Source organism: Actinoplanes sp. HUAS TT8, assembly GCF_051380535.1.
Taxonomy (GTDB): domain Bacteria; phylum Actinomycetota; class Actinomycetes; order Mycobacteriales; family Micromonosporaceae; genus Actinoplanes.
Window position 1 is genome coordinate 9,974,674 of sequence record NZ_CP195646.1, and the last position, 22,861, is coordinate 9,997,534.

Below are 22,861 nucleotides of genomic sequence, written 5' to 3' on the forward strand. Positions count from 1 at the left end.
GCACCATGACGAAGGCCGCTCCCGATCCACGCGCGGTTCGCGAGGCCAGCCTGGACGAACTGACCAGGCTGGGCCTGCCGTTGCCGCCGCTCTCGTTCCCGCTGGTGTGGGAGCTGGGCGACACGGTCGAGCTGCGCCCGGTGGCCGAGTTGGAGGCCCGGGCCGCGGTGCTGCACGTGGTGGTGGCCCGCTGTTTCGGGATGCCGACCGAGGCGGCGATGAGCTGGTTGCTCGCCTCGCACCTGGTCGAGCTGGTCACCCCGCCGGAGTGGCAGTTCGTGATCGGTGCCAAGGGTGACCACCGGTCGTTCGTGCTGCACCACGACGCCGTGTTCGCGCTGGCCTACCTGCTCGGCCTGGGGCGGCATCTGGACCCGACGGTGCCGCCCGACGATCACCTGATGAGCCAGATGCCGGATCTGCCCTCGGGCGAGACCTTCGGCCGTTGGCGGTCCCGGTCGCTGGTCGCGGTCCGGGACGCGGCCGAGGCGGCGGTGCTGCTCGATCTCTACTACTGCCTGGACTGGGCCTACCAGGAGGCCGAGAAGGGCGGGCGGCCGCTGCCCGGCGAGGTCGACAGCAACGCGATCGGGCAGCGGCGATGGGCGCTGGAGTGGGCCGTGATCTTCCACGGTCCCTACCACGAGAAGCCCCCGGAGTGGGAAGAAGTCGACCTTTCGGTCTGAGGACCCAAAGACCTTTCAGACCCGCTTCCCGTACGTCGTGAGCACCACCGCCGCCGTGACCGTCACGTCCCGGGTCGGCAGGTCGTCCACCGCGACGTGCCGGGCGCTCGGCGTCATCCCGATCAGCGTGCGCGCCTCGGCCGCGGTCAGCCGCATCTCGTGGCGCAGGGTGCGGGCCTCGATCGACCGGAAATGTTCATCGAGCGTTTCGCCCACCCGCGCCGCCTTCTCCGGGTCGACCTGGATCAGGCCGTGCGCGGCGACCAGCTCGGCCAGGTGGTCGGCGGCCGGGGTGACCACGAGCAGCCGGCCGTCCGGGCGCAGCACCCGGTGAAACTCGGGGCCGTTGCGCGGGGCGAAGACGTTCAGGATCACGGCGGCGCGGGCGTCGGCGACCGGGAGCGGGCGCCACAGGTCGGTCAGCACGGCGGCGGCCCGCGAGTGGGCCCGGGCGGCCCGGCGCAGCGCCGGTTTGGACACGTCCAGGCCGAGACCGACGGCCGTGGGGGCGGAGTCGAGCACGTGGGCCAGGTAGTCGCCGGTGCCGGTGCCCGCGTCGAGGATCAAGCGGTCGTCGCGCGCTTCCCGCCGTACCGTAATCGGATCTTGATCTTCGGGGGTCTCGATGGTCTCGGCCAGCGCCCGGGCGATGAAGGTGTAGTGACCGGCGGCCAGGAAATCGGCCCGATCGGCGATCATCTCGGCGCTGTCGCCGGTGTGCGGGAGCCGTCCGGCGCTCAGATCGGCGTAGCCCTGCCTGGCCATGTCGAAGCTGTGCGACCGGGGACAGCGCAGGGCCCGATCGTGGCGTGCGAGTGGTTCTCGGCACACCGGGCACCTCAGGTACGGCAATGCGCCATCGATCATTCGGTTCTTCCCTCTACGCTTCTCTGATGGCTGGCATCGCGCACTCGGACATCGTCAAGGCTCCCAAGGTTCTGCTGCACGACCATCTGGACGGCGGACTCCGCCCGTCGACAATCGTGGAGCTGGCCGCCCAGGTGGGCCATGAGCTGCCCGAGACCGACCCGGCCCGCCTGGGTGACTGGTTCGTCGCGGCGGCCGACTCCGGCTCGCTGGAACGGTACCTGGAGACGTTCGCGCACACCGTCGCGGTGATGCAGACCGCCGAGGGCCTGCACCGGGTGGCCAAGGAGTGCGCGCTCGACCTGGCCGCCGACGGCGTGGTCTACGCCGAGGTCCGCTACGCCCCGGAACAGCACCTGGAGGGCGGTCTCACCCTGGACGAGGTGGTCGAGGCCGTGGAGGCGGGCTACCGCGAGGGCAGCGCCGAGGCGGCCGCCAACGGCACCCCGATCCGGATCGGCACGCTGATGACCGCGATGCGGCACGCCGCCCGGTCGCAGGAGATCGCCGAGCTGTCCGTGCGGTTCCGCGACGCCGGGGTGGTCGGCTTCGACATCGCCGGCGCCGAGGCCGGCTTCCCTCCCACCCGGCACCTGGACGCCTTCGAGTACCTGCAGCGGGAGAACTTCCACTTCACGATCCACGCGGGCGAGGCGTTCGGCCTGCCGTCGATCTGGGAGGCCATCCAGTGGTGCGGCGCCGACCGGCTGGGTCACGGCGTCCGGCTGATCGACGACATCACGGTCCCGGCCGCCGGCCCGAGCGAGGTCACCGCGACCGGGGGCACCCACTCGGCGCCGCCGGTGCTGGGCCGCCTCGCGGCGTATGTGCGGGACAAGCGCATCCCGCTGGAGCTCTGCCCGTCGTCGAACGTGCAGACCGGCGCGGCCGAGTCGATCTCCTCGCACCCGATCAAACTGCTGCACGACCTTCGCTTCCGGGTCACCGTCAACACCGACAACCGCCTGATGAGCGGTACGTCGATGAGCCGCGAGATGGGACTGCTGACCGAGGCGTTCGGGTGGGGCTGGGCGGAACTGCAGTGGTTGACCATCAACGCGATGAAGTCGGCGTTCATCCCGTACGACGAGCGATTGGTCCTGATCAACGAGGTGATCAAGCCGGCGTATGCCAAGTTGGTCGGCTGAAATCCGGCGTTTCGCGATTTTAGGGGATCCGGGCGTCCGTACGGCAGACGAAATTACCTGTCTGGATCCCTGACTCCACCGTTCGGCTACACTCCCGCCTACAAACTTGGCATAATCCGGCATCTCGCCTTGCCGATCGCGGGGGGATCGAGCCATCGTTCTCCTGTCGCGATCGACTACGATCTGACTCGTCGGCCTGCGCCCCACCCCCCAACGCCGCGCCGACCACGTTCGAGTGACTTTGAGAAATAAGCAGCTCTACAGGCAGTGATTTCAGACCGGCGATGTCCAACTACGACGTTGCAACATCGCGTCACACAACCGGTCCGTGTCCGCCTGCTCTTTCTCTTTGACACTCGTCGTGATGGAATCTCGGGGGCCCGACCCGGCGAGTCGGCCGTGCGCGGTGCCCGGCGAGCCGAATGCCGGGCCCGAATCAGGAGGACGGTGACGTGAGCAAGCGCCCTAGTGAGGCGGACGGCGTCATGTCGCGTCTGCGTCGACCCACGGGTCGGCTGCGAGACCTACCCATCTGGTCCAAGCTTGGTCTGATCATGCTCGTGCCGACCGTCGCGACGATCATCGTCGGCGTCAACGGTCTGGTCGAGCACATCGATCAAGCTGATACCGCTGAGAACACCCGAACCCTCGCCGTCCTGGCCGAAGCTGCGGGCGGCCTCGCCGACCAGCTCCAGGACGAGCGGGCGTACGCGGTGGAGATGTCCGTCGCCCAGGACAAGACCCTGGTCACGACGGTCAACAAAAAGCTCCTGGCCTCGGCCACGCCCAAGTACAACGGCGTGCACACCAAGGTCGACGCGGCCATCCAGCGATATGCGCAGCAGCGGACCGCGGTGGACAACCAGCCCGAGCGCGTCAACCTGATGCTCTCCCGCCTCGACAACAACCTGGGCGACCTCTCCACCTTCCGGAGCAAGGTCACCAACCCGGCCAGCGGCGAGAGTGTCGACAGCGTCACCGGCACCTACAACAAGCTGATCGATGACCTTCTGGCCGTGCGCGACGCCGCCGCCCAGCAGGCCACCGACACCACGCTGAGCGACCACCTGCGGGCGGTCGCCGAGGTTGCCCGGGCCAAGAACTTCGTCTCCAAGCAGCGCTACCTCGGGCACGAGGCGATCGGGCTGCAGAGCTTCAGCACCGCGCTCCGGCAGGAGTACCTCACCGCTGACACGGGCTTCAACCTCGCCGTGAACAACCTCAACTCGGTTGCCACCAACGGTGAGGACACGCTCTTCAAGAAGACCACCCAGAACAACGACGCCTCGCGGTCGGCCAGCAACCTGTCCGGTCCGCTGCTGGCGAACTCGGGCAGCGACATCAGCGGCTATCACCTGACCACCGATGGGTGGGACAAGGCGATGTCCGACTACGACGACACGTTCCGGCAGGTCGAGGAGTCTCTCGACAAGAACATCGTCGCCGAGGCCACGGACAAGCGGAACACGACGAACCGTACGGTTTTCGTCGAGACCAGCGTCCTGCTCGGCATGCTGCTGCTGGCCATCCTGTTCGCGTGGTTGGTCGCCCGGTCGATGGCCCGCTCGCTGCGTGAGCTGCGTCAGGGTGCCCTCGCGGTCGCCCAGTTCGGTCTGCCCCACGCGGTCTCGCGGCTGCGTGACCCGGCGCTCTCCGCGTCGCTCACGCCGGCCCAGGTCGCCGACCAGATCGCCGAACCCCTCCCGGTGCGCAGCCGGGACGAGTTCGGGCAGGTGACCGAGGCGTTCAACGCGGTCCACCTGGAAGCCGTGCGGACCGCGGCCGAGCAGGCCGCCCTGCGGGCCTCCGTCGCGACCATGTTCGTCAACCTCGCCCGCCGTTCGCAGATCCTGGTCGACCGGCTCATCGGTCACCTGGACCGGCTGGAGCGCGGCGAGGAGGACCCGGACCGGCTGGCCGAGCTCTTCCAGCTCGACCACCTGGCCACCCGAATGCGGCGTAACGACGAGAACCTCCTGGTCCTCGCCGGCGCCGACTCCACCCGTGTGCAGCGCGAACCGGCCGCCCTGATCGACGTGCTGCGCGCCGCGCAGTCCGAGGTCGAGCACTACACCCGGATCGAGTTCGGCGTCATCGACCGGGAGATCGAGGTGGCGGCGCACGCCGTCAACGACATGGTCCACCTGGTCGCCGAGCTGTTCGACAACGCGACCGCCTTCTCCCCGCCGAACTCCAACGTTCTGGTCGAGGCGCGGCGGGTCGGCGACAGCGCGGTGCTCTCGGTCGAGGACCACGGCATCGGCATCAGCCGCGAGCAGTTGCGGGACCTCAACGAGCGTCTCGCCAACCCGCCCACGGTGGATGTGGCCGTCTCCCGCATGATGGGCCTGGTCGTGGTCGCCCGGCTGGCGAACCGGCACGGCGTCCGCGTCGAGCTCCGCCCGGCCGATCGTGAGCGGGGTACTGTCGCTGAGGTGGGTCTGCCCATCTCCGTCCTCGCGTCGGCGGCCTCGGCCCGGATGCCGGGTGGTTACGACGCGCCGCCGGCCGCGATGCCGCCGTTCGGCGAGCCGCTCGCACTGGAGAGCGGCCGTGGTGGATACCCGGGGACCAACGGCACGAACGGTTCCGTCCCGGCCTGGTCCGACCTCACCGGTGCGGCCCCGTCCAACGGTTTCGGTGGCGGCTCCAACGGCTTCGGCGGCGGACTCGGCTCGAACGGGTTCGGTGGCGGTCACACCAACGGCTCGGCCAACGGCTTCAACGGCTCGCTCGGCGGCGGCTTCGGCCCCCGCAGCAACGAGCCGCTCCCGCCGCTGCCGTCCGCTCCGATCAGCTCCGGCCCGCAGGGCTTCGCCGGTCTGGACGAACTGGCCCAGCGCCGCAACGGCAACGACTACCAGCGACCCGACGGTGATGTGAACGGCTTCGGCCCGACCATCCCGCGCCAGCTCCCGGCCAACCCCGAGAGCCAGGGCCGCAACCCGTTCATGCCGCCGGTCTCGGCCCCTCCGGTTCCGTCGGCCCCGCCGGTCACCTCGGCCCCGCCGGTTCCGTCGGCGCCGCCGATCTCCGCCGCGCCGATCTCGGCCGAGCCGACATCGTTCGCGTCGGCCCCGCCGGCCTGGCCGCCGGTGGCCAACGACCGCGAGACCCCGCACGTCCCGGAGAACCTGGCCGCGGCCCTCGACATGACTGCCGAGATCCCGCGGTACCGGCCGGACAACGTCGACTCGTACCCCGAGGTCGCCCGCCCGGTCAACCCGCCCATGGCGGCGTTGCCCGCGTCGGCCCCGCCGGCGTATGACGCGGTCAAGCCGGTCAGTGGCCCGGCCATCGACCAGGCGACCGCGGCGGCCCAGATCTCCTCCGCCCGCGAGGGTGCGGTGCCGTTCGCCGACGAGACCATGGAGCTGCCGATCTTCCGGGAGCTCGAGTCGGCCTGGTTCACCACGACCCAGGCGACCAAGCCGGCCGTCTCCGGCACCGGCGAGGAAGCCGTGGTCTCGCAGCGGATCCCCACCGGCGAGCCGATCCGGACCGCCGGGGTGCCGCAGCAGGCGCTGTCCCCGGAGGCCCGGGAACTCGACGCGGCCACGGTCGGTGCGTCCGCCTCGGCGGCCGGTGCCGGCTCCTACGGCGGCGGTGCGGCAGCGGCGACGGCCACGAACCCGTGGCAGACCGCGGCCGACGACGGCTGGCAGGCCGCTCGTAAGGCGTCCGAAGTCACCATCGACACGACCACCACGGCGGGCCTGCCGAAGCGCACGCCGATGGCGCAACTCGTCCCCGGCGGTGTTGACCGGGGCGGTAACTCCGTCCAGCGCCGTACGCCCGAGGGGGTCCGCGGTCTGCTGTCCGCGTACCACCGGGGTGTCGCGCGCGGTCGCACCAAGGAACAATCGACCAACCCGGAGGAGACTCCGGGAGGGCAGCAGCCCTCGCAGGCTGGCAAGGAGCATGAGGCATGACATCTACGCAGGATCTCGGTTGGCTCCTCGCCAACTTTGCTGACCGCGTTCCCGGGGTCGCGCACGCGATCGCGGTCTCCGCCGACGGCCTGCTCCTGGCAGCCTCGCGGGACCTCCCCCGGGACCGCGCCGACCAGCTGGCCGCCATCGCGTCCGGTCTGGTCAGCCTGACCCAGGGTGCGGCGCGCTGCTTCGAGGGCGGTGCCGTTCTGCAGACGGTCGTGGAGATGGACAATGGGTTCCTGTTCCTGATGTCTATCTCCGACGGCTCCTCGTTCGCGGTGCTCGCGGCTCGCAGCTGCGACGTCGGACAGGTCGGCTACGAGATGGCCCTCCTGGTCGACCGCGTCGGCGAGGCGCTGACCCCCGCGCCGCGGTCTGCGGCCGGGGTGCTGGGCTGAAGGCGCAGTGAGCCGGCCCATCCGGCTACTGTCCAAAAACTTGAGAACCAATACACTTCGAGGGGCCGAGGGAGGGGTTGACGGTGACGATGCCTGAACGCGATGAGCCGACCGGCGCGCTGGTAAGACCGTACGCCGTGACCCGTGGTCGGACCCGGCCGAAGCTTGAGATAGCGCTGGAAGCGCTGGTCGAGACAACCGTGCGTGGCCGCTCCGGAGGTTTTCGCGGCGGACATGGCGGAGGCGAGCATCAGTACATCGCGCAGATGTGCGACAACGGCCGAGTGCAGTCGCTCGCCGAAATCGCCGCACGCATGCAGCTGCCGCTCGGTGTGGCTCGTGTGATCGTCGCCGACATGGCCTCTGATGGCCTGCTGGCGGTGTACGAGCCCACCTCGCTAGAGGACGAGACCGACGCGGTAGGCACGGAACTGCTGGAAAGGGTGCTGAGTGGACTTCGCAGGCTCTGACATGTCGCAACGTCCCGCTGCGGGCGGACGCGTGACATCGGCGAAGATTGTCATCGCCGGTGGCTTCGGCGTCGGTAAGACGACGCTGGTGGGCTCGGTCTCGGAGATCACCCCACTGACCACCGAGGCGATCATGACCTCGGCCGGTGTGGGCGTCGATGACAACCGGCAGGTGCCGGGGAAGATGACCACCACGGTCGCCATGGACTTCGGGCGTATCAGCATCGATCGCGACCTGATCCTGTACCTGTTCGGCACGCCTGGCCAGACGCGATTCTGGTTCATGTGGGACGAGCTGGTCCGGGGCGCGATCGGTGCGGTGGTCATGGTGGACACGCGTCGGCTCGCCGACTGCTTCGCCGCCATCGACTTCTTCGAGCACCGCCGCTTGCCGTACCTGGTGGCGATCAACTGCTTCGATGGCATGCAGTATCACAACCCGCAGGACGTCCGGGACGCACTCGCGATCTCGGGCGACGTGCCGGTCGTGAGCTGTGACGCCCGCAACCGCGAGTCGACGAAGAACGTCCTCATCTCGCTTGTCGAGTATGTGCTGACGATGCGTCGCTCGCGTGCGGTAGCGCCCGCCTGACGAACGGTGAAAGCCCCGCTCCGTGCGACGGAGCGGGGCTTTCGCGCGTCTTCAGCCAACCTACTTCCGCACCCGATCAACAACGTTGAGTAACCACCCGCCGGTCGAGGCCCCGCCGGCCGGCGCTGAGTGTCGCGCCGAAGCCCCCACACAGCCACGAGCACCAGCCAAGAGCAGCCAGCTGGCGCTCACGGCTGCCTGAGGGCTTCCTTGCAGCCGTGAGCACCAGCCGAGAGCAGTCAGCTGGTGCTCACGGTTGCCTGGGGGCTTCCTTGCAGCCGTGAGCACCAGCCGAGAGCAGTCAGCTGGTGCTTCACGGTTGCCTGGGGGCTTCCTTGCAGCCGTGAGCGCCAGCTGCGGGCGGTCAGCTGGTGCTGGGGGTTGTGTCGGAGGGCTTGAGGCAGCCGCCAGCACCAGCTGGGGCCTGGAGCCGCGCGGACGGCCAGCCCACGGCGTACCTCCGAAGCAACCGGATCCGAAGCCGACCATGCGCGGCGGCTGGAGCTGAACCACAGCGGGGGCCGCCTGGTGAGCTGGGGTGACCGAGGGTCGGCCGGGGGTGGCGGCTGGGCAGTGGGCAGGGCGGGGGCCGCCTGGTGGGCTGGGGTGACCGAGGGGCGGCCGGGGGTGGCGGCTGGGCGGTGGGCAGGGCGGGGGCCGCCTGGTGAGCCGGGGTGACCGAGGACCCGCCGGGCGGCGGCAGCTGGGCCGTGGGCAGAGCAGGGGCCGCCTGATGAGCCGGACGACCGAGGTCCGGCAGACGTACCGGGCGGCATACGAGCCTGGGTGACCGGGAATCGACCGTGAGGGCCCGCCTGGGCCGCGAACCCACCCAGAGCCACCCCAAGTACCAGCCCGCCAACCGGAAACGGCCCTAAGAGCCGACAGCCGGAAAATGAACCGGCCGCGACCCCCGAAGGGCCGCGGCCGTCTCTTCAGAACCTCAGCGATTACCGCCGTATCCAGCCCCGTTGTTCCGATATTCATCGGCCGGCTGTCCATCCCGGGTGAAGTCCCACCCGCCAGCTGCTTCGCGCCCGGGCCGCCCGCCCATCGCGAACCCGCCGATCTCCTGCCCACGCCGCCACCCCCGGAAGTATCCGGTGGTGTGCGCCGCGATAGAAGCGGCGTCGCGCACGATGCGCAGCGGACGTTCTTCACGGACCGTCGTGCCGGGCACCAGGTTCGCCTGGGGCACCCGCTTGGGCAGCCCGGCCGAGGTTTCCGCAGCCACCGCCGGGGTCGCCGCTTTCTGCGCCGCCCGCCAGCCGCTGTCGTTCGGGTTGGCCCATTCCACGTTGGCCCCGGGGTCGCTGGTGCCGCCGGTGAACCACGCGGACCGGGCCGCGGCGAAGATCAGCAGGTCGCCGTCGCTGCCGTCGGCCGGGACCGGCGGTGCGGTGCTCCGGTCGAGGGCGGTGATCCGCGGCGGCAGGTCTTCGACCGGCATGGTGCGGGCGCCGCCGTCGATCAGGCGCAGCGACGGCGGGTCGCCGATCTGGTCGATGCCGGGTGCCTTGCCGCGGGAACCGTTGAGCTGGGTGTCGACCAGGTGCAGGGCCGGCGGTTCCTTCGGCATGTCCTGCCACGGCGGCCGGATGCGTCCTTCGGCTCCGGACGATGCGCCCGGCCCGCTGACCGAGGCGGCGGCCGTACGCTGCGGGAGCGCCGTGTCGTCGCCGGTGTTCAGCAGTGGCCAGTTGGCCCGGGAGCCCGGTTCCGGGGTTTCTTCGGCCGGCCGCTGCGTGGGCATGGGCAGGGAGAAGTCGGTTGCGCTGCCGTTGGTGGCGGGCGCCGGGCTGCTGGGCCGGGTGGGCGGCCGGGTCGGGATGACCGTGCGTTGCCGCTCGGCTCGGGCCCGGTTGAGTTCGGCGTTGGTGAGGGTGGGCCGGAACGGCTCACCCGCGTCGGCCGGCGAGCTCGGGAGGCCGCCCGCGGAGATCGGGTTGCGCGCCGCGGGGGAGATCGGGTTCCGCGCGGCGGGCGAGATCGGGCTGCGTGCGGCCGGGGATGCCGGTGCCACCGGGTTGCGGCTGCCCGGCACCGGACGGGTGCCCGGGGTGATCGGTGTCATGCCCGGCGGGGGCGGCGGCACCGAAACCGGACGGTTACCCGGCGTGCTGATCCGGCCGGGGAGGCCGTTGGCCGCGGCCGGGGCGACCGGCGGCGGGCCGATCGGGTCGGGTGCGACCGGGGGTGCGTTCATCGGCTGCGGGACGGCCGGGCCGCCGAGACCGGCCACGGCGGGCTCGGGTCGGCTGCGTCGGCTGAACCGGGAACCGAGGTCGGAGCTGACCGGCGGCGCGGCGGCCGGGGCGGGCGGCTCGGCCGAGCGGCGGGAGGCGCGACGGCCCACGTTCGGCTCGGTGGCCTGGCTGGTGGCCCGGGCGGTGAGGGTGCCGACCAGTGCGGCGCACGCGGCGTCGCAGGTGCGGACGGCGGCGATGGCGTGCCGGACCGCTTCGGCGGCGGCCGGGGCCAGTGACTTGTTGACCCCGCCCCGGCGCGGCGATTCGCTTATCGCCACCTGGAGGGCGGTGACCGCGGCGATCACCTGGTCCTCGGTGCCGGCTCCGGCGCGGGTGAGCTCGATGGCGACGTCCTGCGCGTGGTGCGCGGGTTCGTCGCCGCGGCCGGTCAACCGGCCGGGCTCGGGGATCGCGTCGAGGACGGCCATGGCGAGGGGGTGGGCCGGGTCCGGGTAGGCCCGCAGGGCGGCCGGGTAGAGCTCGCGCAGCACCTCGCGGAGCGCGACGGCCGACGAGTTCCGCCCGGCCAGCATGGCCACGTGCGCGGCCAGGACCGGCTTGTAGCTGACCAGCTCGCGCGGGGCGGGCAGGTTCACGGCGGCGATCGCGCCGGCCTGCAGTGCGCGGGCCAGCCCGATCGCACGCCGGGCGGCGGCCGGGGCGGAGATCTCCTCCGGGGAGTCGTCGTCCGAGAAGCGCTCGGCGAAGTCGTCGGCGTCGTCGTCGTCGACCACGACCAGCGGCCGGCCGGCGGCGGTGAGCAGCGAGGTGACGACGTGGTCGTCACTGTCGGCGGCCACGGCCGCGTCGCTGAACCCCGTCGTCCGTTCCACGAGCAGCGTTCCCAGCAGGGCGTAACCGGCAGGGTCGTCGCTGATCTCGTGGACGCCGAGCAGCCGGCCTGCGTCGTCCACCACGGCAATGTTCAGTGGAGCGGCCGAGGCCGAACGCACCGAATCATCAGCCGACGCCAGACCGCAGTACACGCGCACGAGCGCCACGGCGTCGTCCTCCTCCCCGGGAGTGCTTCTCTGTGGCCAAGGACTGATGTTCCCTGGTAATCGGTCAGTCACGCCAGTCCACAGCAGCAGAGATCTTGCTGATGACCGACCGCCAGCCGAGACTCGCCTGTTGTGCACCGATCTTCTTCAGCCGGCGACGACCGAAGAAACCGCCCATACCACCGTTTTCCGCGGCACGAAGGGAGTCGTCGAGGTCGTCGAGCGGGGAACCGGGCGACAGCGCCAGGATCACCGGCTTGAGCCGGAGGGCGTGCCCGAGGTCCCGGCCCACCTCCCCGGCGGCGATGAGCAGGGGCAGATCCCACGTGTCGTGACCGCCGCGCAGGTTCTCCACCACGAGGTCGAGTTCGTAGCGCTCCTCCGGCAGCGGGTCGATGTCGCTCGACTGTACCCGCTCGGCGAGGTCGCCCCAGCTGTCCAATTGTGCGAGATCGTGGGGAGCACCCGAACGAATGAAGGAGACCAGCGCTTCGGCGTTCTTGAAGGCGAGCAACCGGCCCTTGTGACTGAGGAACATGGGTACTTCCTCGTCGTCCGACTGGGCCTTCGCCTCCTCTTTGTCGTCGTCGGAGTCGGTCTCCTCGTCGGAGTCTTCCTGCTTCTCGTCCTCGTCGTCCTCGGCCAGAAGGGCCTCGTACTCCTCGTCGACGATCACGCCTTCTTCGCCGTCCTCGTCGAGGGCGGCGCGCTTGCGCGAGTCGAACGGGTCGTCCTCCTCGACCTCGATCTCGGTCGGGGTCAGCTCGGAAGCCTTCCGGTACGCCCGGAGGGTCAGGCCGACACCACCCGGGAGCGCGACCTCGATCGGCTCGACGCGCGCCTGCTCCCAGAGCTCACGCCCGTTGAGTCCTTCCGTCGAGGACTTCTCGGCCACCGGCGCGGACGCCTCGGGCTCGTCGGACTGGCTGGTCACGGTTGACCTCCGGGTTGATCTGGGATGGGCGGGACGGGTGACTACCGGCACATACCCTAGTCCGCAACGCTGTGTGACAACGGCCCCGTCCCCTCTCCCGTTTCTCAATAACCCTTCGGATGCCACACCGTCTTGGTCTCGAGCAGCGCGGTCATCGACCGGAGCCCGGGGTCCCCGGTGAAGTCGGTTCCGCCGGCCGGTGGGCGCAGCACCCGCTTGAGGGTCCCGGCGGCGGCCCGTTCCAGCTCGGCTGCCAGCTCGCCGTGCTCGACCCCGGTCAGATCGAGCGCGTTCACGTCGGCGTGCGCGGCCAGCCAGGGTGCGGTCTCCGCGTACTTCCCGGTGAGGATGTTGACGACACCTCCGGGCACGTCCGAGGTGGCGAGGATCTCGGCCAGGGTGATCGCGATCTGCGGGTCCGGGGTCAGCACGACCGCGGTGTTGCCGGTGACCACGGCCGGGGCGATCACGCTGACCAGGCCGAGCAGCCCGGCCGGGGCGACGATCGCGACCACGCCGGTCGGCTCGGGTGCGGAGATGTTGAAGAACGGGCCGGCCACCGGGTTGGCCCCGCCGACGACCTGGGCGATCTTGTCGGACCAGCCCGCGTACCAGACCCAGCGGTCGATCGCGGCGTCCAGTTCGTCGCCGGTGACGCCGAGCGCGGCGAACTCGGCCCGCCGGGCCTCAAGCATCTCGGCGATGCGGTAGAGCACCTGGCCCCGGTTGTACGCGGTGGCGCCGGCCCATCCCGGTTGCGCGGCCCGCGCGGCGACCACCGCGTCGCGGGCGTCCTTGCGCGAGGCGAGGGCCACGTTGTCGCCGTCTGCCACGAACGTCCGTCCTGACTCGCTGCGGGGGAACTTGCCGCCGATGTAGAGCTTGTAGGTCTTGCGGACGGTGAGGCGCGCGGGCGCCACCGGTTCCGCAACCTTCGATGAAGATGACTTAGGCAAGGTACGCCTCCAGGCCGTGACGGCCACCCTCGCGGCCGTAGCCGGACTCCTTGTAGCCGCCGAACGGCGACGCCGGGTCGAACTTGTTGAACGTGTTGGCCCAGACCACCCCGGCGCGCAGCTTGTCGGCGACGGCGAGGATGCGGGAGCCCTTCTCGGACCAGATGCCGGCGGAGAGTCCGTACGGCGTGTTGTTGGCCTTTTCGATCGCCTCGGCCGGGGTGCGGAACGTGAGCACGGACAGGACCGGGCCGAAGATCTCCTCGCGGGCGATCCGGTGCGCCTGGGTCACCCCGGTGAAGATCGTCGGGGCGAACCAGAATCCGCGGTCGGGCAGTTCGCAGGGCGGCGACCAGCGCTCGGCTCCCTCCGATGCCCCGATTTCCGACAATTCCGAAATACGGGCCAACTGGGCCGCCGAGTTGATCGCGCCGATGTCGGTGTTCTTGTCCAGCGGGTCACCGACGCGCAGCGTCGCCATCCGCCGTTTCAACGACTCCAAGACAAGATCAAAAGCCGATTCCTGTACGAGCAGCCGCGACCCGGCGCAGCACACGTGCCCCTGGTTGAAGAAGATCCCGTTGACGATCCCCTCGACCGCCTGGTCGATCGGCGCGTCGTCGAAGACGATGTTGGCCGCCTTGCCGCCCAGCTCCAGGGTGAGCCGCTTGCCGGTGCCGGCCACCGTGCGGGCGATCTCCCGGCCCACCTCGGTCGAGCCGGTGAACGCGACCTTGTCCACATCCGGGTGGGCGACCAGGTAGGCCCCGGTGTCGCCGGCGCCGGTGACGATGTTGACCACGCCCGGCGGCAGCTCGGCCTGCCGGCAGATGTCGGCGAAGAAGAGCGCGGAGAGCGGGGTGGTCTCGGCCGGCTTGAGCACCACGGTGTTGCCGGTGGCCAGCGCGGGCGCGATCTTCCAGGCCAGCATCAGCAGCGGGAAGTTCCAGGGGATGACCTGGCCGGCCACGCCGAGCGGCCGGGGGTCCGGCCCGAAGCCGGCGTAGGGCAGCTTGTCGGCCCAGCCCGCGTAGTAGAAGAAGTGCGCGGCGACCAGGGGCAGGTCGACGTCGCGGGACTCCTTGATCGGCTTGCCGTTGTCCAGCGATTCGAGAACCGCCAGTTCGCGTGATCTTTCCTGAATTATCCGAGCAATGCGGAACAGATACTTGGCGCGTTCGGCCCCGGGCAGCGCGGACCACGGCCCGAAGGCGCGCCGGGCCGCGGCCACCGCACGGTCCACGTCCTCGGCAGTGCCGAGAGCGACCTCGGCGAGGACCTCCTCGGTCGCCGGGTTGACCGTCTTGAAGGTGCCGCCCTCCTTGGCCGGCTCGAAGGAACCGTCGATGAAGAGCCCGTAGGAGGAGTCGACGGAGACGACCGAACGTGACTCGGGCGCGGGAGCGTATTCGAACATCGGCCTCAGTCCAGGGTGAAGTAGTCAGGGCCGGAGTAATGCCCGGTAGCCAACTTGGTGCGCTGCATCAGCAGGTCGTTGAGCAGCGAGGACGCGCCGAACCGGAACCAGTCCGGGCTCAGCCAGTCGTCGCCGACGGTCTCGTTGATGAGCACCAGGTACTTGATGGCGTCCTTGGTGTTCTTGATGCCGCCGGCCGGTTTGACGCCGATCTGCCGCCCGAACTTGGCACGGAAGTCGCGCACCGCTTCGAGCATGACCAGCGTGATCGGCAGCGTCGCGTTGACCGACACCTTGCCGGTCGAGGTCTTGATGAAGTCGGCGCCGGCCAGCATCGCCAGCCAGGAGGCGCGGCGGACGTTGTCGTAGGTCGCCAGCTCGCCGGTCTCCAGGATCACCTTGAGGTGCGCGCTGCCGCACGCCTCCTTGACCGCGACGATCTCGTCGAACACCCGCCCGTAGTCCCCGGCCAGGAACGCGCCCCGGCTGATCACCATGTCGACCTCGTCGGCCCCGGCCGCGACCGCGGCCCGGGTGTCGGCCAGCTTCACGTCGAGGGGGGCCTGGCCGGACGGGAACGCGGTGGCCACGCTGGCCAGGTGCACCCCGGAGCCGGCCAGCGCGGACGCGGCGACCGGGACCATGGCCGGGTAGACGCAGATCGCGGCGACCGAGGGGACTCCCGGGTCGGCCGGATCCGGCCGCCTCCCCTTGGCGCACAGGGCGCGCACTTTGCCGGGCGTGTCGGCGCCCTCGAGCGTGGTCAGGTCGACCATCCGGATCGCCAGGTCGATGGCCTTGGCCTTGCTGCTCGTCTTCACCGATCGGGTGCCGAGCGCGGCCGCCCTCGCCTCGACCCCCACCTTGTCGACCCCGGGGAGGCCGTGCAGGTAGGAGCGGAGATCGGACAGCCCGATGGGCGCTGTCGCAGTCATGAAAGCGATTCTATGCGACCTCAGGACTGTTGATCTTGAGTGAACGGTAGGTTGATCGTCGTGGACGTCCTTGTAGTTGATCACCCGCTGGCCCAGACGCGGCTCACCGCGATGCGCCGGACCGATACCGAGTCCGGCGTCTTCCGCGCCTCCCTGCACGAGCTCACCACGATGGTGGTCTACGAGGCGGCCCGCCTCTTCGCCGTGGAGAAGTTCCCGATCGAGACCCCGGTCGCGCCGACCGAGGGCACCCGGCTGGCCAATCCGCCGCTCATCGTGCCCGTGCTCCGGGCCGGCCTGGGCATGGCCGACGCCGCGCTGGCGCTGCTGCCCGAGTCCTCGATGGGCTTCGTCGGCCTGGCCCGCGACGAGGAGACCCACGAGCCCCGGGCGTACATGGAGTCGCTCCCGGCGGACCTGGCCGGGCAGCCCGTGCTGGTCCTCGACCCGATGCTGGCCACCGGCGGCTCGCTCATCCACTGCTGCAACCTGCTGGCCGAGCGCGGCTGCACCGACATCATCGTCTGCTGCGTGCTGGCCGCCCCGGAGGGCGTCGAGCGCCTGAAGAACTCGGGCCTGCCGCTGCGCCTGATCACCGCGTCGATCGACGAGGGCTTGAACGAGAAGGCCTACATCGTGCCGGGACTGGGCGACGCGGGCGACCGCCAATTCGGCGGCATGCGCAGGTTCTGATGGCCTCGCCTCCGGCTCGGCGGCATTTCGCCCTGACCGGTCGATGACGAGAGCACGAAAAACGACCACGCTTCGCTAGCCGTTTTTCGCACTCTCGTCATCGACGGGCGAAATGCGTGTTGGTCGCGCTTCAACCAAAGAAAATCCCTGATTTGGTACGACCTGAGCGTCATGTGGTTGAGAAGTTCCACGAGAGGGCTCGACCGGAGTCGAACGGCATGACTCCGTGGAAGACCTCGGGCTTCTCGGCGAAGACCAAGGGCAGGAAGTGCCGGTCGGATTCCCACATGGGCAGCCGACCGGCCAGCAGATCGCCCCGATCGACCCAGTGCAGCGAGCCCTCGTCGTTCGCGCTCAGTGGTGTGCCCGACCATTCGGGGATCCGGAACACGAAGCCGAACCAGTTCTCCCCGTTACGGCCGAATCCGGGCCAGGAGATCGTTCCGGCCAGGTCCAGCCGGTGACACTCCAGGCCGGACTCCTCGGCGATCTCGCGCCGCATGCCGGCCATCACGTCCTCGTCCGGTTCCAATTTGCCGCCGAGACCGTTGTAATAGCCGAAGTGGATGTCATCCGGTCGGGTGTCCCGGCGGATCATCAGGACGCGCATACCGTCTGATGAGATTACATAACCCAGCGTAGCCAGGATCGCATTCATAGGGCGTCTCCGCGGTGTTCCGAGAGCTGTGATCAGGTGGAGACGAGAGTAATCAGACGCTAATCCCACCATGCTGTACTGTGGCCTGCGCTGAACGTTGGATACGGCGGGTCGATCGCCGCACTGTCGCAGAGTGCCCGGGCCTTCGCCGCGGATCAACGAGCAAGTCGTCGAGTTGTCACTCTCTGTGCAGGAGGAAGGCCCATGACGGGCTCCCGTGCAACCATCCCACCGGCCCGTCCCGTGATCGGCGAGGAAGAGATCGAGGCCGCCGTCCGGGTGCTCCGCAGCGGCATGGTGGTTCAGGGCCCCGAGGTGGCCGCGTTCGAGCAGGAGTTCTCCGCTCTGGTCGAGGGACGCCACTGCGTCGCGGTCAACTCCGGTACGTCGGCCCTGCAGCTGTCGCTGCTGGCGCTCGACCTGAAGCCGGGCGACGAGGTCATCGTCCCGTCGTTCTCGTTCGCCGCGTCGGCCAACTCGGTTCGCCTGGCCGGTGGCACGCCGGTCTTCGTCGACATCGAGCCGGGCAGCTTCTGCATCGACCCGGACGCCGCGGCCGCCGCGATCACGACGCGCACCGTCGCGATCATGCCGGTCCACCTGTACGGGCACCCGGCCAAGATGGAACAGATCATGGCGCTGGCCGAGGCGCACGGGCTCGCCGTGGTGGAGGACGCCGCCCAGGCGCACGCCGCGGCCGTGAACGGCAAGCCGGTCGGCAGCTTCGGCATCGCCGGCTGCTTCAGCTTCTACCCGACGAAGAACATGCACTCGCTCGAGGGCGGCATGATCACCACGGGTGACGCCGAGTTCGCGCGCAAGCTGCGGCTGCTGCGCAACCAGGGCATGGAGCAGCGCTACCAGAACGAGATCGTCGGCGCGAACATGCGGCTCACCGACGTCGCCGCCGCGATCGGCCGGGTGCAGCTGGGCAAGCTCCTCGGCTGGACCGAGAAGCGCCGCTCGAACGCCGCCTACCTGGACGCGAACCTGAAGGGCGTGACCGTTCCGCCGGTCGACCAGGGGGCGTACCACGTCTACCACCAGTACACGATCCGCGTGCAGGGCGGGCAGGACGAGTTCCAGGCCGGCCTCAAGGAGCACGGTGTCGGCAGCGGCGTCTACTACCCGATCCCGATCCACCGCCTCAAGCCGTTCCTGACCGAGGACGGCAGCGTCGGCCCGTGGAAGCTGCCGGAGACCGACAAGGCGGCCGGCGAGGTCATCTCCCTGCCGGTCATGCCGAGCCTGACCGACGAGGACCTCGAGCGCATCGTGGCCGCGGTGAACGAGGTCGCGGGCGCATGAGCGAGACGGTGTTGCGCGCCGGCCTCATCGGCCTGGGCGCGATGGGGCGTAACCACGCCCGCGTGCTGAACTCCCTGGGCGGCGTCGAGCTGGTCGCCGCCGCCGACCCGTCGCCGTCCGCGGTCGCGCCGTACGGCGTCCCGGTCGTCCCCGACCTGGAGGCGCTGCTCAAGGTCGGCGTCGACTACGTGGTCGTCGCGTCGCCGACCGGCCTGCACGAGGAGCTGGGCCTGCGCCTGGCCGACGCCGGCGTGCACGCCCTGATCGAGAAGCCGCTGGCCCCCTCGGTCGAGGCCGCCCGCCGCCTGGTCGACGCGTTCGCGGCCAAGGGCCTGGTCGGCGCGGTCGGTCACATCGAGCGGTACAACCCGGCGCTGCAGAGCCTGCGGTCCCGCCTGGAGGCCGGCGAGCTGGGCGAGATCTACCAGATCGTCACCCGCCGCCAGGGTCCGTTCCCGGGCCGGATCGCCGACGTCGGCGTGGTCATGGACCTGGCCACCCACGACATCGACCTGACCGCGTGGGTCACCGGCCGTCCGTACGAGCAGGTCGCGGCCCGGACCGCGTCCCGCAGCGGCCGCCCGCACGAGGACATGGTCTCGGCCGTGGCCAGCCTGGAAGGCGGCCTGATGGCGAACCACCTGGTGAACTGGCTGAGCCCGTTCAAGGAGCGGTCCACCGTGATCACCGGCGAGCGGGGCAGCTTCATCGCCGACACGCTCACCGCCGACCTCACCTTCTACGCCAACGGCGCGGTCGGCACCGAGTGGGAGGCGCTGCGCGCGTTCCGCGGTGTCGCCGAGGGCGACATGGTGCGGTACGCGATCCCGAAGCGCGAGCCGCTGCTGGTCGAGCACGAGCGGTTCCGGGACGCGGTCGAGGGCAAGCAGAGCGACATCGTCACCCTGGAGCAGGGCATGCGCACGGTCGAGGTGGCCGCTGCGGTGCTGCGTTCGGCCCGCGAGGGCAGCACGGTGAACATCCCGATCAGCGGTTCCTGATCGACATCGACTGACACGAGAACGGGCGGCCTCCGCGAGGAGAGCCGCCCGTTTTCCGTTCGTGACCTCAGGCGAGGTGTTCCGCGCTCCAGGCCAGCCCGATGCGGCTGCTCGGGCCGAGCTCGTTCAGCACGTCCACCGCCTCCGGCATGGACCGCGTGTCGGTGACGACGATCCACTCGTACGGCTTCGGGGCCCGGGTGATGTGGTTGGCGATCAGCTTGCTGCTCACGTCCTTGCGCAGTCGCTTGTGGACCGGAAGGAACGCGCGCTTGTGGAACCGGTCGGCGACCTTGTTCCGGTACGCCCGGACGGCCGACCCGCCCCGGCGGCCGAACGCCCGCTTCAGCACGAACTCGGGGCCGCGGTAGACCATCAGCCGCTCGATCCGCCAGAGCAGCTCGCCCTGGTGCAGGACCGAGGAGTCGAGCACGGTCACACCCGGGGCGAACGTCTCGTTCTTCCACTGCTTGGCCATCGCGATCACCACGGTGGCGGTGCCACCGGCGGCGACCACCCGGGCCGACTCCTCCACCACCGCGCGCCGGCGACCGGCCCCCACGGCCAGGAACAGAACATTCACTCGAACCACACCCGGTGATGCATCTTGGCCACGGCCGGATAGCCGTAGCGCTCGTCGAGAGTCCGCTGGGCCTTGGCCAGGTCGAGCCCGTGCGGGAAACGGGCCCGCAGCCGCCGGTAGCCCTCGACCAGGGCGGCGTCGTCCTCCTCGACGGCGACCAGCTCGCCGGCGTCCTCCTCGATGCCGGCCAGCGTCTCCTCCGGGCCGCCGCAGCGGGTGACCAGCACCGGCATCCCGGCGGCGACGGCCTCGACGATGGTCACGCCGAAGCTCTCCCACCGGCTGGCGTGCACCAGCAGGTCGTGCTCGCGCATCAGCTGCAGGGCGATCTCCGGGTCGACCGAGCCCAGGAAGGTGACCGCGCTCTGCAGGCCGAGCTCGTCGACCCGCGCGTGCAGCTCATCGCCCAGCTCGCCGTCGCCGACGATGGTGAGGGTCAGCTCGGGGTGCTCGGCGTGGCACTTGGCGAACGCCTCCAGCAGCCAGGTGACGCCCTTGCGGGGGATCAGGCTGCCGGCGTAGAACCAGCGCCGCAGCTCGGTCACCGGCTCCGGCCGGGGCAGGCCGAAGTTGATCGGGTTGGCCACCAGGCTGACCTTGTCGGCGTGCCGGGGGAGCGCCTTCAGCAGCACGTCCCGGGTGCCGTCGCCGACCACGAACAGGTGCTCGCAGCGGTCCAGCACCTTGTCGTACATCTCCCGGGCCTCGGGCTCGTCGAGCAGCGTCTCTAGGAAGCTGGCGTGCTCGGTGACGAACAGCTTGGTCTCCGGCCGCAGGTTGTCCAGCACGGCCCAGCCGCTCGGCAGCGCCTCGTGCACGTGGACCACGGCCGCGTCGATCGGGGCACCGTCGAACGCGGCGTTCAGCGTGGCCGCGTGACGCTTGGCGACGTACGCGAAGTCGCCGCCGACCGGCATCGGCACCGGCAGGTAGTTGAGGGTGGCGCCCCCGTACGTCGGCGAGGTCCGCTTCGATCGGGGCAGCAGCTGCAGGTGCGCCTTGACGATGGCCGCGTCCTCGGCGTCGGACACCCGCGACGACCAGCGGTCGCCGTGGATGACCGTCACCGAGTCACAGCCGGACGCGGTCGCCTCGACCATGGTCCGCACGAACGCCCCGCGGAACGGGAACATCTGGGTCGGATACCAGGGCGTGACGACGGTGACGTGCCGATCGCCCGGCTGCACCGTCATCGGGCGGCCTGCGGCAGCGACTCGGCCGCAGCCGCGGCGACGACCGGCTCGGCCGGCTTCGGCGCCGGAGCGGCCGACGGCAGCAGGCCGGCGTAGACGCTGTCGAGCACGGCCGCCTGGGCCTCCCAGGTCCAGCTCAGCAGCAGGTTGTCCCGGTCGTAGGCGGCCCGGTACTTGTCCGGGTCGGCCATCACCAGGCGGACCACGCGGACGAAGTCGTCCAGGTCCTCCGCCTTGAAGACCTCGCCCTGCCCGGTCGAGCGCACCATCTCGGCCATCGTCCGGATGTCGCTGGTGATCAGCGGCAGCCGGGCGTGCGAGTACTCGAAGAACTTGTTGCTCAGCGCGATCTCGTGGTTGGGCAGGTGGTGCAGGGGGCTGACGGCGGCGTCGGCCGGGCTCAGGTACTCCGACACCTGCCAGTGCGGCACGTACGGCAGCGCGTGCACGCGGTCGGCCACGCCCAGCGACTCGGCCCGCTCGACGATCTGCTCGACCGCCGGGTTCTTACCGTTCGGGTGCACCGAGACCATCGCCAGGTGCACCTCGGGCAGGTGCGGCAGCGCGTCGATGATGATGTCGACGCCGCGCACCGGGGTGATGCCACCGACGTAGGCCAGCAGCGGCACGTCCGGCCCGATGCCGCAGTCGGCCCGCAGGTTCGACACCGCGGCCGCGCTCTCGTCGGCCGCCGGCGCCTGCACCGGCGCGTTCATCACGACGTTGGGCCGGGTGGCCAGCTTGTGCTCCTCCTTGAGGAGGTCGGCCAGCGACGGGGAGACGGTGACCACGGCATCCGCGTACGGCGCGAACTCGGCCTCGTGGGCGGTGATCGCGGGCAGCCACTGGCGGTGGAACTTGGGGACCAGACCGGGCGCGTACTCGTGGGCGTCCCAGACCAGCTTGGTCTTGCGGCCCTTGGCCTGGGCCCGCAGCTTGGCCCGCGCGCCGACCCCGAGCATCCGGAAGTCGTTGGCGTGGATGATGTCCGGCTCCAGCTTGTCGATGGCGTTGCGGAAGGCCAGCTCCCACTGCCACAGCGACGGGTCGAGCCGGCGCCAGGCCCGGTTGCCCATGGTCTTCTTCCAGAAGTACGGCGGGATCCGGGTGAGCAGCGCGTTGCTGTTGCGCCGGGCCGCGCGCAGGCGCATCGTCTCGCGGGCCCGCAGGCGCGTCCACAGGCCCAGGACCTTGTCGGTGACCCGGACCGGGAGCAGCGCGGCCTTGCCCACGGCGTACGCGGCCGAGGAGCCACCGGCCCGGCGCTTGGCGTTCAGCGCGGCGAAACGGGTGGTCAGGTCGGCCTGCCGGGTCTTGATGAGTTCGAGCCGGTAGGGCATCTCCTTGCCCGGCGCGTAGGCGAGCGGCCGGCGCAGGCTGTGGCGCCACGCGGTCGGCTGGACCGAGAGCTTGTCGTCCATCGGCACGAGCCGGACCTCGGCCTCACCGATCTTCCAGGTCTCGAGCGGTGAGTCGCGGCGCTCCCCGAGCAGGAAGACCTCCCAGCCGGCGGCGGCCATCGACCGCGCCTCCTTCTGCACCCGGGAATCGCCCCGTACGTCATTGTCGACGAGCATGACAACGCGGCCACGCTTGATCGGCGACTGATCGGCGGGCATAGACAATCCTCCTGGTGAACGAAGTCCGGCGCGGGACGCGGGAATGGTACCCCTCGGGGTAGTCGCGGCGTCTGCTAAGGGCGGGCGCGGCGATCATGTGGCTCGTTCCCCGGTGAGCGGGCCGATCCGGGGTGGTTCTGTGGTTTTGGTCACACATATTTCCGTGCGGGCCGGCGGGCCGTGACCCACGAACCGGCCGGTGCCGATGCCGCCGCTAC

At 70.3% G+C, this 22,861-nt stretch carries 19 protein-coding genes; 9 read left to right on the plus strand and 10 right to left on the minus strand.

Translation table 11 applies throughout. The features are described from left to right. Window positions 1-5 precede the first annotated feature (5 nt). Complete coding sequence (locus tag ACSHV8_RS44540) at window positions 6-686, plus strand: DUF4272 domain-containing protein (RefSeq protein ID WP_436526276.1); 681 nt, start codon at window positions 6-8, stop codon at window positions 684-686. A gap of 15 nt (window positions 687-701) precedes the next feature. On the opposite strand, the gene ACSHV8_RS44545 is transcribed toward ACSHV8_RS44540, so the two are convergent. Continuing rightward, window positions 702-1,553: a putative RNA methyltransferase gene (locus ACSHV8_RS44545; RefSeq protein WP_436526278.1), complete on the minus strand. Its 852-nt coding sequence runs from the start codon at window positions 1,551-1,553 to the stop codon at window positions 702-704. A gap of 26 nt (window positions 1,554-1,579) precedes the next feature. On the opposite strand from ACSHV8_RS44545, the gene ACSHV8_RS44550 reads away from it, so the two are divergent. The 5 genes from ACSHV8_RS44550 (at window position 1,580) to ACSHV8_RS44570 (ending at window position 8,096) form a co-directional block, all read left to right on the plus strand. Further along, window positions 1,580-2,701 (plus strand): adenosine deaminase, encoded by a 1,122-nt coding sequence (locus ACSHV8_RS44550; protein WP_436526280.1) that lies wholly within the window; start codon window positions 1,580-1,582, stop codon window positions 2,699-2,701. Between the two features lie 452 nt (window positions 2,702-3,153). Next, a complete protein-coding gene (locus ACSHV8_RS44555) occupies window positions 3,154-6,633 on the plus strand; it encodes a sensor histidine kinase (protein WP_436526282.1) in 3,480 nt (1,159 codons plus the stop codon). Beyond that, a complete protein-coding gene (locus ACSHV8_RS44560; RefSeq protein ID WP_014447580.1) occupies window positions 6,630-7,034 on the plus strand; it encodes a roadblock/LC7 domain-containing protein in 405 nt (134 codons plus the stop codon). Before ACSHV8_RS44555 ends, ACSHV8_RS44560 begins: the two co-directional genes overlap by 4 nt. Window positions 7,035-7,123: 89 nt before the next feature. Then, complete coding sequence (locus tag ACSHV8_RS44565; RefSeq protein ID WP_436537235.1) at window positions 7,124-7,504, plus strand: DUF742 domain-containing protein; 381 nt, start codon at window positions 7,124-7,126, stop codon at window positions 7,502-7,504. 1 nt (window position 7,505) lies between these two features. Continuing rightward, the gene (locus tag ACSHV8_RS44570; protein WP_436537237.1) at window positions 7,506-8,096 is read left to right on the plus strand and encodes a GTP-binding protein; all 591 of its coding nucleotides are present in this window, start codon (window positions 7,506-7,508) and stop codon (window positions 8,094-8,096) included. Between the two features lie 943 nt (window positions 8,097-9,039). Here ACSHV8_RS44570 and ACSHV8_RS44575 read toward each other — a convergent pair. From ACSHV8_RS44575 to deoC, 5 genes are all read right to left on the minus strand, one after another. Further along, entirely contained in the window at window positions 9,040-11,346 is a 2,307-nt protein-coding gene (locus ACSHV8_RS44575; RefSeq protein ID WP_436526286.1) for a transposase, read from the minus strand. 64 nt (window positions 11,347-11,410) lie between these two features. Then, on the minus strand, window positions 11,411-12,280 hold the full coding sequence (locus ACSHV8_RS44580) for a DNA primase (RefSeq protein ID WP_436526288.1): 870 nt from the start codon (window positions 12,278-12,280) through the stop codon (window positions 11,411-11,413). Window positions 12,281-12,384: 104 nt separating this feature from the next. After that, entirely contained in the window at window positions 12,385-13,200 is an 816-nt protein-coding gene (locus tag ACSHV8_RS44585) for an aldehyde dehydrogenase family protein (RefSeq protein WP_436526290.1), read from the minus strand. 28 nt (window positions 13,201-13,228) lie between these two features. Beyond that, window positions 13,229-14,653 (minus strand): aldehyde dehydrogenase family protein, encoded by a 1,425-nt coding sequence (locus ACSHV8_RS44590; protein WP_436526292.1) that lies wholly within the window; start codon window positions 14,651-14,653, stop codon window positions 13,229-13,231. A 5-nt stretch (window positions 14,654-14,658) separates the two neighbouring features. Then, entirely contained in the window at window positions 14,659-15,588 is a 930-nt protein-coding gene (gene deoC, locus ACSHV8_RS44595; protein ID WP_436526294.1) for a deoxyribose-phosphate aldolase, read from the minus strand. Window positions 15,589-15,648: 60 nt separating this feature from the next. Here deoC and upp point away from each other — a divergent pair, with 60 nt between their 5' ends. Further along, on the plus strand, window positions 15,649-16,281 hold the full coding sequence (upp, locus tag ACSHV8_RS44600; protein WP_436526296.1) for a uracil phosphoribosyltransferase: 633 nt from the start codon (window positions 15,649-15,651) through the stop codon (window positions 16,279-16,281). Window positions 16,282-16,450: 169 nt separating this feature from the next. On the opposite strand, the gene ACSHV8_RS44605 is transcribed toward upp, so the two are convergent. Then, complete coding sequence (locus tag ACSHV8_RS44605) at window positions 16,451-16,939, minus strand: NUDIX hydrolase (protein WP_436526298.1); 489 nt, start codon at window positions 16,937-16,939, stop codon at window positions 16,451-16,453. A gap of 204 nt (window positions 16,940-17,143) precedes the next feature. Between ACSHV8_RS44605 and ACSHV8_RS44610 the strand changes: the two genes are divergently transcribed. Next, window positions 17,144-18,247 (plus strand): DegT/DnrJ/EryC1/StrS family aminotransferase, encoded by a 1,104-nt coding sequence (locus ACSHV8_RS44610; protein WP_436526300.1) that lies wholly within the window; start codon window positions 17,144-17,146, stop codon window positions 18,245-18,247. After that, window positions 18,244-19,248, plus strand: a complete 1,005-nt coding sequence (locus tag ACSHV8_RS44615; protein WP_436526302.1) for a Gfo/Idh/MocA family protein — start codon at window positions 18,244-18,246, stop codon at window positions 19,246-19,248. Before ACSHV8_RS44610 ends, ACSHV8_RS44615 begins: the two co-directional genes overlap by 4 nt. A gap of 67 nt (window positions 19,249-19,315) precedes the next feature. Here ACSHV8_RS44615 and ACSHV8_RS44620 read toward each other — a convergent pair whose 3' ends face one another. The 3 genes from ACSHV8_RS44620 to ACSHV8_RS44630 are packed head-to-tail and all read right to left on the minus strand — an operon-like array spanning window position 19,316 to window position 22,643. Continuing rightward, a complete protein-coding gene (locus tag ACSHV8_RS44620) occupies window positions 19,316-19,831 on the minus strand; it encodes a hypothetical protein (protein WP_436526303.1) in 516 nt (171 codons plus the stop codon). Then, a complete protein-coding gene (locus tag ACSHV8_RS44625; protein ID WP_436526305.1) occupies window positions 19,828-21,024 on the minus strand; it encodes a glycosyltransferase in 1,197 nt (398 codons plus the stop codon). The genes ACSHV8_RS44620 and ACSHV8_RS44625 overlap by 4 nt, the downstream gene beginning before the upstream one ends. Next, window positions 21,021-22,643: a glycosyltransferase family 4 protein gene (locus ACSHV8_RS44630; RefSeq protein WP_436526307.1), complete on the minus strand. Its 1,623-nt coding sequence runs from the start codon at window positions 22,641-22,643 to the stop codon at window positions 21,021-21,023. Before ACSHV8_RS44630 ends, ACSHV8_RS44625 begins: the two co-directional genes overlap by 4 nt. Between the last annotated feature and the right edge of the window lie 218 nt (window positions 22,644-22,861).